Consider the following 12,360-nt stretch of genomic DNA (forward strand, 5'->3'; position numbering starts at 1 on the left):
ATTGCCTCAATGAAGAAACTATTCCGTGCTGCCGCCGTTGCAGCCATCGCCGCCCTGGCCTTGACGGCCTGTGGCGGCGGAGGAGCCGCCACTGGTCCCACCGATGTCAGCCCCACCGGGGAGATCAAACCCCGCGAAATATCATGGCTGCTCTCCAGGCCCGCCGACGGAGCTGTCATCAACATCATGAAAAAGCTTGCGGACGACTACGCCAAAGACCATCCTGGCTTTGCACTGAACCTCATCACCACCCCGGACCGGCCCTCCTACATTCAAAAACTCGAAACCCTGGCCGCAGCCAACAAGCTGCCGGAATTGTTCGACACCGATGCCACCCCCTTCGCCCAGGAACTTGCCAAGCAAGGAAAAATGGTGGAGGCCGACAAGCTCCTGAAATCACTGGACGTCTATGACGACTACCGCCCCGGCGCACTGGACTACCAGCGCTTCGACGACGGCTCCCTGTACATGATTCCGTTCCAGTTCGAGCTCGAATTCATCTGGTACAACAAGGCATTGTTTGAAAAGGCCGGCGTTTCCGTGCCGAAGTCCCTCGATGATGTTCCCGCCATGTGCACTGCCCTGCGGAATGCAGGGATCACACCGATCGCCATCGACGGGCAGGACCAGTGGCCGCTGGAACGCTACGTTGCGTACCAGCCGTTCCGTGAAGCGGGACCGGACTTCGTCCAGAAGCTGAAGAAAGGCGAAGCATCGTTTGCGGACGACGCCGGCCAGAAGACTGTGAACTGGATGGCCGACCTCGGCAAGGCCCAATGCTTCCAGGAGGGCTTCTCCGCGCAGGGTTACTCGGATGCGCAGAACCAATTCACCTCGGGGCAAGCCGCCATGTACAACATCGGCACCTGGGAACTCCCGAGCCTCGCCACCGACAAGCTCAACTCACAGGTCCGGAACGACATCGATTTCTTCACTTTGCCCACCACCGAAGGTTCGGTGACCTCAGCCAACGAGTTCGTCTCCCCCTCCGGCATTGGCATGGCAGTGAACTCCAAGACCTACGATCCGCTGGTGAGCGACTTCCTGAAGTTTGCCTTGAAGAAGTACCCGGCTGAGTATGCCGCCACCGGCGCCCTCTCCCCCACCACCAACGTGCAAACTGCCATCCCCGGGAACGCGACTCCGCTGTACAAGAAAGCGCTCGAAACAGCCAACACCCTTGGGGACAAGCAGGCGATGCCGTGGGATACCCAGCTGGACCCCACCACCAACGGCCGGCTGCAGCAGGAACTCGTCCTCCTGGTCCAGGGCAACATCACGCCCGAACAGTTCACCAAGACCATGGACGAGGCCGTCCAGCAGAACGCCCCCAAGTTCTTCAAGTAAACCGAAGCGGCGGGGGCCCCAAGGCCCCCGCCGGAAAGGCCCATTATGCTACCCAACAGGTCAAGAACCTCAGTCCTGGTCTTCCTGCTTCCACCACTTCTGCTGTACTGCGCCGCCGTCCTTTTCCCGATTCTTCAGTCGCTGTTCCTGAGCTTTTTCTCCTGGAACGGCATCAGCGACATGGAGTTTGTTGGACTCGAAAACTACGTCCGGATGCTCACGGCGGACGATATTTTCTGGAGATCTTTCTTCAACGCACTCCTCTACCTGGCCATCTGCCTGGTGCTGCAGCTTGGCGGAGCGCTGGTTGTAGCGAGCCTTCTCACATCACTGCGCCGAGGCCGGGAAATTATCAAAACCCTCTACCTGCTGCCAGCGGTGATCTCCACCGTCGCCATCGCTTTCCTCTTTGTCCGCATCTACTCCATTGACCCGGTTGGCCTCTTGAACCAACTGCTGCACTGGGTGGGTTTGGGTACCTTGGAGCGGGCTTGGCTTTCCGATGTGAACACCGTGCTGGCCGCCGTTTCCGCTCCTGAAGGCTGGCGGTTCACCGGGCTTTACATGCTCATCATTTACGCAGCCCTGATCGCCGTGCCCAAAGAACTGGAAGAAGCCGCGGTGCTGGACGGGGCCTCGAAGTGGACACTCTTCACCAAGATCCGGTTCCCCTATATCCGTCCCGTGTGGATCACCACCACCATCATGGCCACCACCTACGGCCTGCGCGGTTTCGATATCCCCTACCTCATGACCAACGGCGGCCCCGGACAGTCCTCCGAGCTGCTCACCACCTACATGTACAAGACAGCCTTCACCAGCACGGACTTCGGCTACGCAAGTACCATCTCCGTCTTCATCGTGATCGAGTGCCTGGTGGCCGTCGGCCTCATCCTGTTCATGCTCAAGCGGAAAGCAGATTCATGATCACCCAGACAGCCCCATCTACCTCCCGCGCCTCCGCTGCGTCCTCGCCTTTTCATCAACGACGACGGCGCAAGCCAAGCCTGTACCGGACACTTTCGCGGGTCCTGATCATGCTGATCGTGATCGCCCAGGTCTACCCGCTTGCCTGGCTGTTCCTTACCAGCCTCCGGAGTGAACACGACTTCGCAACCGGCGATCCGTTCGCGCTGCCCGGTTCGCTAACGTGGGAAAACTACGCGAGGGCCTTTGAAACAGGCGACTTGGGCCGGAACATCCTGAACAGCTTCATCGTCACCATGGGCGCCAACATCCTCATTGTGCTCTTCGGCATGATGGCCGCCTACGCCATCCAGGTTCTCGGTTTCCGACTGAGCCGCTTCGTCCGTGGCCTGTTCCTGATCGGGATCATTGTTCCGGTTCAGATCGCGTTGGTTCCGCTGTTCATCGACTACTCAGCCGTGAACCTGCTGGACACGTATCAGTCGATGATTATCCCCCTGGCTGGTTTCGCCTTGCCCATGGCCATCTATCTGTTTTCATCCTTCTTCGAGTACATTCCGCGGGAAACCTACGAGGCCGCATCCTTGGATGGTGCTGGCCCTTACAGGATTTTCGGCCTTATTACCCTGCCGCTTTCGCTCAACACTGTGGTCACTGTAGTCCTGGTGAACAGCATCTTCATTTGGAACGACTTCATCTTTGCCAACACGTTCGTCCTGTCCGAGGACCTGAAGACCATTCCACTGGGTCTGCAAAACTACATCGGCGCCATGGGCAAGGTGGATTGGACGGCCACGTTTGCTGCGGTCTGCGTGACTATCACTCCTTTGCTCTTGGTCTTCCTGGTCCTGAACAAGGCGATGATTCAAGGCTTGGAAAGCGGGGCGAACAAGGGGTGACCACCACGGCAGCCGGATATACTCCAGAAGGAGGACAGATGATTTCGCAGGAGAAAAATTCAGGCAACGCGGCCAGCCCCAAAGTTCACGCCGGAGCAGACCGCGCCCATCCGGTGACCCTCCGCGAAGTGGCTGAATTAGCTGGTGTTTCCACTGCCACGGTCTCTCTGGTCATCAACAAGAAGAAGAACGCACGCATCGCGGATGAGACACGTCAACGGGTCACGGACGCGATCGCCAAGCTGGGCTACCGCCCAAATGCCATGGCCAAAACGTTGGTTAGCGGAACTTCAAAATTCATCGGGTTGGTAGCCGACGGTGTAGCCACAACGCCATTCGCCGGTCAGATCATCCATGGGGCTCAGGACGAAGCATGGAAACATGGTTATGCCTTATTGATCGCAAACACCGAAGGTAACAAGGACCTCGAAAAGGACGCGATCGCCATGATGCTGGAATACAAGGTGCGCGGCATCCTGTACTCAACCTGGTTCCACCGCCCCACTGATGTTCCGGAAACCCTTCGCGAGGCGGACTTTGTCTTGGTCAACTGTTTCTCCCCGGAAACAGGTACTGCCCGCGCCGTAGTACCTGATGAGGCCCAAGGCGGACAGGCGGCCACGGAAATCCTCCTCCGCGAAGGCCACCGGCGAATCGCCTTTATCAACACCACCACCCCGGCTCCGGCCAAGGACGGACGCCTCCAGGGCTACAGGTCCGCGTTGGAGGCCGCTGGAATACCCTTCGACCCGGATTTGGTTTTGGAAGCCTACCCGGATCAGGAGGGTGGCTTCGGCGCCACCGATGAGCTGCTCAAACGAAACGTCAGCGCCGTTTATTGCTACAACGATCGGATGGCCATGGGCCTTTATGATGGCCTGCGGGAGAACGGTCTCTCCATTCCAGATGACATTGCCGTGGTGGGTTTCGACAACCAGGAAGTCATCGCCGCCCATCTGCGTCCTCCGCTGTCAACGGTGTCACTACCCCACTACGAACTCGGCGCAGCGGGTGTTCGAATGCTGTTGGGCCTTGATGCGGCGCCTCTCGAGTCCGCCGTGAAGATCGCCTGCCCCGCCGTTGAGCGCGCCTCCGTTGCAGTGCACTCACCAGCTTAGAAAACCTCTTGACATTGCTTGTTGCCCGACGGCGTAGATGGGCATAGCGTTGAGGTGGAAGCCCAGTGGTCCCCCATCACTGGGCTTCCCTTTGTTACTCTCCGGCCTTTTTTAGAAGCGCCCGCTACGAAAGGAGATCAAGCTGATCAGCTTTCTCAGGGCGACTGCTGCAGCCGATGAACTGACTGGGATTATGGGAGTCGCCGCGCAGGTGATCGAGGCCCTCGGTGAATGGGGCGTGGGCTTGCTGACGCTCTTGGAGACCATATTTCCGCCCATACCCAGTGAGGTGATCCTCCCGCTGGCTGGATTCCTTACCCAGCAGGGAGGCATGAACCTGATCCTGGTGTTTGCCACCAGCACATTGGGCGCCTATGGCGGAGCGCTGCTCCTCTATTGGCTGGGGTCCAAGGTGGGGCTGGAGCGGTCCATCAAGCTTCTTTCAAAGCTGCCCTTGGTTGATCGGGAAGATTTCGAGAAGGCTGCCGGATGGTTCGAGCGCCACGGCAAGTCGGCCATTTTCTTTGGCAGGCTGCTACCCGGCGTGCGCAGCCTCATTTCGCTTCCGGCAGGTGCCGAACGCATGAACCTGGTGACGTTCAGCATCTTTACTGTTGCCGGCACCGGCGTATGGAACGCCCTGCTCATTGGAGCGGGAGCACTTCTCGGCAAGCAATATCACTTGGTGGATCAGTACTCACGATTCCTCAATTACGCCGTGTACGCAGGGCTTGCCGCCTTCATCGGGTGGCTCATCATCCGGAGGGTCAAGAAGCGCAAGGAAAGCCCTCGGTAGGGTGCGGAGCCGATGTTCCGCACCTGTCATTGATGCCTTCCAGGCGGCTCTTGATTAGTTCACCCGAGTCGGGCCCGGACCGTCGCTTTGTCCACCTTCAGTTCTTCCAAGAGGGCAGACACAGGATCGTGTTCTTCGCGGTCCAAAAGCGCCACCAGAAGGTTCGATGTAGTAATCTGCCGGGACTTCTGCCCCATTGCCTGTTTCACCATGTTCGCCATCACTTCCTTGGCTCCTGAACTAAACGGCGGCTTCCTACCCGTTGTTGGCATCGAGGCCCCCTTTAGATCCCCTGCTTCAAGGCCGATTGCCTTCAAGGCTGCGGCATCCAACCGGGACGCTGCCTTATGTGCATCTTCCAGTGAAATACCGAGGACTGCAGAGGGTTGCGGTTCATGGAGCGCCCCTAATAGCAGGTGCTCGGTCCCCAACCGTTTATCGCCCCGGCTTCGGGCTTCTTCCATGGCGTACCCCACGATCCTGCGTGTGTCGCCGGCAAATTTTTCAAACATGGCTCAACTCACTCCTTGTATTTAGCGTGTACCGATTGTCGGGAGACACCCAAGGCGTCACCGATCTGCTCCCACGTCCAACCCTGCTCGCGAGCCGCTCTGACGTGGATGGCCTCCACCTGCTCCGCCAAGCGGTGAAGTGCTCCCACCGCCCGAAGACCAACGGCGGGATTCGTCGAATGGATCTGTTCGGAAAGTTCGTCAGCTTCCATGCTTGTCAGGCTAGACTGACAACCATGCGGTGTCAATCTAGCCTGACAAAGTTGCTGTTGGCCGCGGCGTTCCAAGACGTCTGGTTAGCTTGAACCACCGGGAAGCATCGCGAGGAAAGGGCAGACTTTTGGGAGCAGCATTCAGCACGACAATGTTCAGCATCGCTTTCCTGGTTGTTGCCGGGCTTCTGAAAATGCTGGCTTCGCAGATCGAATCAGGCCGTCGCCGCAGAAATTGGACCACCGGCGGGTTAAACACCTATACATTTTTTAGCGCACATAGGGCTACACGCCCATGGTTGCTTATTGCTCGTCTTCCGGCGTCACCTTAATCTCACGGCTGCCATTCACCCCTATTCGCGCTTCTGACAATTCCGTGATGCGTTGCTGACCAAACGTGTGGGCGCCCATCGATAAGATGAGACGAAACCAAAGGTCAGGAAGGCTTGTTGTGGGGAACAACCCGATAAAAGTGGTGCCCGAAAAGAACACCGGACGCAGACTTGGCGTGCGCTTATCGCGCCGGCCATCATTGGCTTGACCGTTCATCGCACCTCGGAAATGAACGTCGCCATCCGCGTCGCCTCTCCGCCTCCGGCACGCGAACACAACCAACCCCAGCCTCCCGCATAGCGAGAAATGAACATGGAACTTCTTGACGCGCACACAGTTGTGATCTCTGCCGTCCTTCTGGTGCACTTCACAGGTGTGATGATCGTGGCCGCCTCCATTGCTGGCCTGGTGATCTCACTTTTTATCGTCGTCCTTGGCGTTCACTCCATACGAACAACGTGGGAACTTACGCAAAACTGGCGTAGCAGGGGCCGCTTCTACGGCAGCGTCAAAAAGGTTCTTGGCCTGTTGAAGGCAGGGGCTCTGGCAGTACGTCCTCTGATAATTGAGGCACGACGACGAATCAGCCAGCTGTTTACGTTCAAGCCCGAGTAGGCCACAGCGATTAGCCGCGCCCGCCGAACTGTTTGTAGACCGCACCGGCCAACACGGGAATGAAGTCCCCATCTTCACCCAACGCCCACCGCTTCTCGACAGCGTTCAGCGGGTAGACCAACACGTTGTTCTGCTCGGAGTGCAGCGCCATCTCACGTCCCAGAGAGTCCTCTGCAATGACCCACCGCAGAGGTGTCGTCCTTACCAGCAGCTCGCCGTAGGCGACGCCGGCCGCGCTGCAGTACGGCTCCTGAAGTTCCGCATGGGTGCCCTCCGGGGAGGTCTGCCAGGTCGCGTAAACGAGCTCGTAGAACTCAGCCACGCTAGCCGGGTCCTCAAGGTTCACTTCTGCCTGGTCCGCCAACTTTATGTGGTTAGCCAGGAATGCCTTGTGGTCATCGCTGAGCTCGGAGTAGACCGGGCGCTCCACGTCCTCCACAGGGGTGGAGACAGTCTTCTTCCTAAAAAATCCCATGCAGCATAGCTAACCAGCCCTAAGCGCCGGGCGCCGAATCGGTTTCGCACAATGCAGGCGGCTGGATTCAGCTTCGAGCAACCTTCCAAGTTTTGGTCGAGACCCCCACTTCAAACACGAGAAACCCCTCCGTTCCGGGCAAAATCGCCGGAATGGAGGGGTTCGTGGAGCCCCCTGTCGGATTCGAACCGACGACCCCCGCTTTACAAGAGCGGTGCTCTGGCCAACTGAGCTAAGGAGGCACGCTTCGGTTACCCGAAGCAAAGCGCGAAACAGCGCTAGATAAGGTTAGCCCAGACCATCCCCCTCAACGAAATTCACCGCTCCAAGACAGCCAAGGCACCTCAAAGCAGGCACCAAAACAGCCAACGACAACGGCCGGCCACCCGCAAGGGTGACCGGCCGCCCTCGTGCATTCCGCGAGTGTTAGCCCTTGGCGGTGATTGCCGTCTGGATCTCGGCGTTCAGGTCCGACTTACCGTCCCACTGCTTGCCGTCGATGAATACGGTGGGTGTACCGGTGACGCCGATTGCCGCAGCTTCCTGGGTGGCAACCTTCACCCACGGACGGAACTGCTTGCTTTCGATGCAGGAGTCGATGTTGGCGGCACCGATTTCGGTGGCCATCTTCTTGAGGTCGTTGTCGGAGATGCCTGCTCCGCCTTCAGCCGGCTGGCGTTCGAAGAGCAGGTTGAAGAAGTCAGCGTATTTCTCGGGCGAGGAGTTCACTACGCAGGCAGCAGCGTTGGCCGCGCGTGAGGAGTAGTTGGTGGTGGACTGGCGGTCCAGGAAGCCGAGCGCGCGGTATTCGACGGAGATTTTGCCTTCGTTGCGAAGGTTGGTGAGGGATTCGCCATAGGCGGTCTCAAACTGCTTGCAGACGGGGCAGATGAAGTCGATGTAGGCAATGACCTTGACGGGCTTGCCGGCCTCGGCTTCGCCGCCCGGAACGGTTACCGTAGCCGGCTTGGTGGCAAGGGGTGCCGGGACGTCAGCCACGTTGACGGTGGCGGGTTCCGATTTCACCACTTCGGTGTTTGCCAGCAATGTGACACCGCCGTGGACGTTGCCGTTGGCCGGCGTCGGACCCTGATCGGGTACAGCCCCGTTGTTGTTCTGGGCGCCTCCAACAAACACAAAGAAGATGATGACGACGATTGCCACCACGGCCGCCACGATGCCCCAGCCGACAAGAAGCTTGTTCCGCTTCTCCTTCTTCAGCTGTTCTTCGCGGATTGCGCGTGCTTTCTCCCGGGCCTGGGCGGTCTTTTCGGCCTTGGACAGGCGTGATTCGTTTGCGGGGCTCATCAGTTCCTCGGGGTATTCGACGTCAACGTGCATAGCTTGGGGCAACAGGGGTCAGTTTACGGGAGCAAACTTGAAGGTTTGCCCATGCCTTATGACCCCGTTGTTGAACGATCAAGTGCCGGAGATGATTCCGCTAGTAGGCTGGGAGTTGAGTCACAGCAACCCCAGGGAGCGTTAATGCAGGATCCGGCAAGCGAAAAACTCAGTACCGAACAGGGCTCCGAGGCTTCTCCCACGAAGAAGCCCACGGCGAACAAGTTCGATTTCATGGTGGTTTCCAACAGGCTGCCCGTTGATCGGTGCAGCAGTGACGGAAATGACGACGGCGGAGATGGCTGGCGTCGTTCGCCCGGCGGCCTGGTCACGGCACTCGCTCCGATGATGACAAAGTCCGACGGCGCGTGGGTGGGTTGGCATGGCGCCCCGGACGAAACGGTGCGCCCCTTCAGCCATGAGGGCATGGACCTGGTCCCGGTCCAGCTCAGCAGCCACGAAGTTGAGCTGTATTACGAGGGCTTTTCCAATGCCACCATCTGGCCGCTCTACCACGACGTCATCGCACCGCCGGAGTTCCACCGTACGTGGTGGGATTCTTACCGTCAGGTCAACAAGAAGTTTGCTGACGCCATCATTCGCCATGCCGCCGAGGACGCAACTGTCTGGGTCCAGGACTACCAGCTTCAGCTGGTTCCCCGGATGCTCCGCGAGGTCCGACCGGACCTGAAGATCGGGTTCTTCAACCACATCCCGTTCCCTCCCCCGGAGATCTTCGCGCAGCTTCCGTGGCGCAAGGAAATCATTGACGGTTTGCTGGGTGCTGACCTTCTGGGCTTCCAGCGCCCCAGCGATGCCGGCAATTTCATGCGCTCTGCCCGCCGCTTCCTGGGCGCCAGCGTTAAGCAGCAGCAGGTTCACGTGAAGGGCCCGGACGGGGAGGTCACCCACATCGCCCGGGCGCAGGCGTTCCCCATTTCCATTGACGTTGACCAGATCCGCGAGCTCGCGTCCAGGCCGGACATCATTGAGCGGGCCAAGCAGATCCGCAAGGACCTGGGTGATCCCAAGACCATCCTGCTTGGCGTTGACCGGCTGGATTACACCAAGGGAATCGGCCACCGTCTCAAGGCCTTTGAGGAACTCCTCCGCGAAGGCAGCATCAAGGTGGAGGACGCAACCCTTATTCAGGTGGCAAGCCCCAGCCGCGAACGCGTGGAGCAGTACAGACTGCTGCGCGAGGAAATCGAAGGCACGGTAGGCCACATCAACGGCACCTACGACACCATCCAGAACACGGCCGTCCGCTACCTTCACCACAGCTACCCGGTGGAGGAAATGGTGGCGCTGTACCTGGCCGCGGATGTCATGCTCGTGACAGCACTGCGCGACGGAATGAATCTGGTGGCGAAGGAGTACGTCACCGCCAGGTCCCAGGACGACGGCGCTCTGGTACTCAGCGAGTTCGCCGGCGCGGCGGACCAGCTCAAGCAGGCACTCCTGATCAACCCACACGACATCGACGGCCTCAAGTCGGCCATCCTGCGCGCAGTAAACCTTCCGCCCAAGGAAGCCCGCCGCCGCATGAAGCTGATGCGCAAGCAGATTTTGGACCACGACGTCGATCACTGGTCGGCTGAGTTCCTGGCCGCATTGGAGGAAAAGGTGGTGCGCGATGACAGCTGAAAACCTTTCCTTGTCACCGGAATTGCTGGATGCCGTCCGGCGCATTTCCACCACGGAGCACCTTTTGGTTGCCCTCGATTTCGACGGTACGCTCTCCCCGCTGGTTGATCGCGCGGAGGACGCACGCCCCCTGCCCAGGTCCGCAGCGGCATTGGAGGCTCTGGCTCAACTTCCACGCACGACGACGGCACTCATCTCAGGCCGGGCATTGGACAGTTTGCGGCTGGTCGCCTCGCCGCCGGCGGACACGCTGCTGATCGGCAGCCATGGTGCCGAGGTTTGGCTCGGCGAGGGGTCCTTGGGCTTGGAACTGGACGATGAGCAGCGCAGAAAACTGGCTGCGGTCCGCGAGGTTCTGGCGGAAATCGTGACCATCGCTCCGGGGACGTTGCTCGAGGACAAACCTGCCGGCGTCGTCCTCCACACGAGAATGGCTGACGACGACGTTGCCGAAGACGCCGTTGAGGCCGCCACCCGGGTGCTCCGCGAGCACCCGGGTGTCTACCTGAAAACGGGCAAGCGCGTTCTGGAAACCTCCGTGGTCCATGCGTCCAAGGGCGAGGCTGTGGAGTTCCTCCGGCAGGCGACCGGCGCCACAGCCATCCTGTTTGCCGGCGACGACGTCACTGATGAGGATGCGCTTGGACGGCTGATGGGCGATGACATTGGCATCAAAGTAGGCTTGGACTTCACTCAGGCGCAATACCGGGTGGAAGCTCCCGTGCACGTGGCGGAGCTGCTGGAAGCCCTGTTGCGGGAGCGTCGGCAGGTCACCGCTGAGGCCTGATGTGTGATGAGCGCGATATGTGACGTTCGTAACATTTAGGTAGTTAGTCAAAAAGTCTGACATACTCTTGGATGTGATGTGACGCACAGTACCGTGCGGCGTCACGCGATCCTCCCCGGCCATTGGCCGGGGAGTTCAACTGAAGAAAATGAACCATTCACAACGGATCGTCCGGCACGTACCTGCCGGTGAAGGGATTGATAACTGTGGCTACAGTTACTTTTGATAACGCTACGCGTCTGTACCCGGGCACAGATAAGCCCGCCGTCGATAAACTCAACATCGACATCGCCGATGGCGAATTCCTGGTCCTCGTTGGACCCTCCGGTTGCGGTAAGTCCACCTCGCTGCGCATGCTCGCAGGCCTTGAGGACGTCAACGCAGGCCGCATTCTGATCGGCGATCGCGACGTCACTGACGTGCCGCCGAAGGACCGCGACATCGCAATGGTCTTCCAGAACTATGCCCTTTACCCGCACATGACCGTTGCGGACAACATGGGCTTCGCACTGAAGATCGCCGGTATCTCCAAGGAAGAGCGCGCCGAGCGTGTTCGCGAAGCCGCCAAGCTTCTTGACCTCGAGCAGTACCTGGATCGCAAGCCGAAGGCACTCTCCGGTGGCCAGCGCCAGCGTGTTGCCATGGGCCGTGCAATCGTCCGTAACCCGCAGGTCTTCCTCATGGATGAGCCGCTTTCCAACCTTGACGCCAAGCTCCGTGTGCAGACCCGTACGCAGATCGCATCCCTGACCCGCCGCCTCGGCGTCACCACGGTTTACGTCACACACGACCAGGTTGAGGCCATGACCATGGGTGACCGCGTTGCCGTGCTGAAGGACGGGCTCCTGCAGCAGGTTGACACCCCGCGCAACCTCTACGATCGCCCGCAGAACGTCTTCGTTGCAGGCTTCATCGGTTCCCCGGCCATGAACCTCCTTGAACTGCCGGTCGTCGACGGCGGTGTCCAGTTCGGCGGAACGGTTTACCCCGTGCCGCGCGACGTCCTCGAAGAGGCTCACGGCCAGACCGTCACGGTTGGTTCGCGTCCGGAAGACCTCGAGACGGTGGGTAACGGCGAAGGCCTCCAGGTTGAGGTTGACGTGGTTGAAGAACTCGGTGCCGACGCTTACGTCTACGGCCACACCATCCTTGATGGCAAGAGCCACGACATCGTTGCACGCGTCGATGGCCGCCGCCCTCCGATGAAGGGTGAGTCCATCTTTGTTCGTCCGCAGTCCGGCCACGTGCACCTGTTCGACACCAAGACAGGTCTCCGCCTGGGCGACTAGTCCCACCGGCGCTGACGCGTCTGTACGTTCCGCATTTTGATAGCGGCCCGACCCATCCCGGT

At 59.6% G+C, this 12,360-nt stretch carries 14 protein-coding genes and 1 tRNA gene; 9 read left to right on the forward strand and 6 right to left on the reverse strand.

Annotated features, from left to right (window positions below; genetic code table 11):
- Positions 1 to 9: 9 nt before the first annotated feature.
- The 5 genes from BACI9J_RS16930 to BACI9J_RS16950 all read left to right on the forward strand — a co-directional run bounded on the left by BACI9J_RS16930 (position 10) and on the right by BACI9J_RS16950 (position 5,087).
- Entirely contained in the window at positions 10 to 1,347 is a 1,338-nt protein-coding gene (locus tag BACI9J_RS16930; RefSeq protein ID WP_159735399.1) for an ABC transporter substrate-binding protein, read from the forward strand.
- A gap of 45 nt (positions 1,348 to 1,392) precedes the next feature.
- Positions 1,393 to 2,274 carry a carbohydrate ABC transporter permease gene (locus BACI9J_RS16935; protein ID WP_159735400.1) on the forward strand — a complete coding sequence of 294 codons (882 nt, stop codon included), beginning with the start codon at positions 1,393 to 1,395 and terminating at the stop codon, positions 2,272 to 2,274.
- Positions 2,271 to 3,173 carry a carbohydrate ABC transporter permease gene (locus BACI9J_RS16940; RefSeq protein ID WP_159735401.1) on the forward strand — a complete coding sequence of 301 codons (903 nt, stop codon included), beginning with the start codon at positions 2,271 to 2,273 and terminating at the stop codon, positions 3,171 to 3,173. The genes BACI9J_RS16935 and BACI9J_RS16940 overlap by 4 nt, the downstream gene beginning before the upstream one ends.
- Before the next feature lie 38 nt (positions 3,174 to 3,211).
- A complete protein-coding gene (locus BACI9J_RS16945) occupies positions 3,212 to 4,291 on the forward strand; it encodes a LacI family DNA-binding transcriptional regulator (RefSeq protein WP_201296603.1) in 1,080 nt (359 codons plus the stop codon).
- A 193-nt stretch (positions 4,292 to 4,484) separates the two neighbouring features.
- Entirely contained in the window at positions 4,485 to 5,087 is a 603-nt protein-coding gene (locus BACI9J_RS16950; RefSeq protein ID WP_159735402.1) for a DedA family protein, read from the forward strand.
- A gap of 59 nt (positions 5,088 to 5,146) precedes the next feature.
- Here the strand turns inward: BACI9J_RS16950 and BACI9J_RS16955 are convergent, their stop codons facing one another.
- The 3 genes from BACI9J_RS16955 to BACI9J_RS16965 all read right to left on the reverse strand — a co-directional run bounded on the left by BACI9J_RS16955 (position 5,147) and on the right by BACI9J_RS16965 (position 6,360).
- Positions 5,147 to 5,599, reverse strand: a complete 453-nt coding sequence (locus BACI9J_RS16955; protein ID WP_159735403.1) for a Clp protease N-terminal domain-containing protein — start codon at positions 5,597 to 5,599, stop codon at positions 5,147 to 5,149.
- An 8-nt stretch (positions 5,600 to 5,607) separates the two neighbouring features.
- A complete protein-coding gene (locus BACI9J_RS16960; protein WP_159735404.1) occupies positions 5,608 to 5,811 on the reverse strand; it encodes a helix-turn-helix domain-containing protein in 204 nt (67 codons plus the stop codon).
- Positions 5,812 to 6,114: 303 nt separating this feature from the next.
- Complete coding sequence (locus BACI9J_RS16965; protein ID WP_159735405.1) at positions 6,115 to 6,360, reverse strand: hypothetical protein; 246 nt, start codon at positions 6,358 to 6,360, stop codon at positions 6,115 to 6,117.
- A gap of 96 nt (positions 6,361 to 6,456) precedes the next feature.
- Here BACI9J_RS16965 and BACI9J_RS16970 point away from each other — a divergent pair, with 96 nt between their 5' ends.
- The gene (locus tag BACI9J_RS16970; protein ID WP_159735406.1) at positions 6,457 to 6,759 is read left to right on the forward strand and encodes a hypothetical protein; all 303 of its coding nucleotides are present in this window, start codon (positions 6,457 to 6,459) and stop codon (positions 6,757 to 6,759) included.
- Positions 6,760 to 6,769: 10 nt separating this feature from the next.
- Here the strand turns inward: BACI9J_RS16970 and BACI9J_RS16975 are convergent, their stop codons facing one another.
- The 3 genes from BACI9J_RS16975 to BACI9J_RS16985 all read right to left on the reverse strand — a co-directional run bounded on the left by BACI9J_RS16975 (position 6,770) and on the right by BACI9J_RS16985 (position 8,542).
- Complete coding sequence (locus BACI9J_RS16975; protein ID WP_159735407.1) at positions 6,770 to 7,234, reverse strand: DUF3806 domain-containing protein; 465 nt, start codon at positions 7,232 to 7,234, stop codon at positions 6,770 to 6,772.
- A gap of 165 nt (positions 7,235 to 7,399) precedes the next feature.
- Positions 7,400 to 7,476 (reverse strand) — tRNA-Thr (locus tag BACI9J_RS16980).
- 184 nt (positions 7,477 to 7,660) lie between these two features.
- Positions 7,661 to 8,542, reverse strand: coding sequence for a DsbA family protein (locus BACI9J_RS16985; protein WP_201296604.1), 882 nt, complete (start codon positions 8,540 to 8,542; stop codon positions 7,661 to 7,663).
- Between the two features lie 177 nt (positions 8,543 to 8,719).
- Here BACI9J_RS16985 and BACI9J_RS16990 point away from each other — a divergent pair, with 177 nt between their 5' ends.
- From BACI9J_RS16990 to BACI9J_RS17000, 3 genes are all read left to right on the forward strand, one after another.
- Positions 8,720 to 10,222, forward strand: coding sequence for an alpha,alpha-trehalose-phosphate synthase (UDP-forming) (locus BACI9J_RS16990; RefSeq protein WP_159735408.1), 1,503 nt, complete (start codon positions 8,720 to 8,722; stop codon positions 10,220 to 10,222).
- Entirely contained in the window at positions 10,212 to 11,009 is a 798-nt protein-coding gene (gene otsB / locus BACI9J_RS16995) for a trehalose-phosphatase (RefSeq protein WP_159735409.1), read from the forward strand. The genes BACI9J_RS16990 and otsB overlap by 11 nt, the downstream gene beginning before the upstream one ends.
- Before the next feature lie 206 nt (positions 11,010 to 11,215).
- Positions 11,216 to 12,298 (forward strand): ABC transporter ATP-binding protein, encoded by a 1,083-nt coding sequence (locus tag BACI9J_RS17000; RefSeq protein WP_159735410.1) that lies wholly within the window; start codon positions 11,216 to 11,218, stop codon positions 12,296 to 12,298.
- Positions 12,299 to 12,360 lie beyond the last annotated feature (62 nt).

Origin of the sequence: Arthrobacter sp. 9V (assembly GCF_902506065.1) — a bacterium.
Taxonomy (GTDB): domain Bacteria; phylum Actinomycetota; class Actinomycetes; order Actinomycetales; family Micrococcaceae; genus Arthrobacter.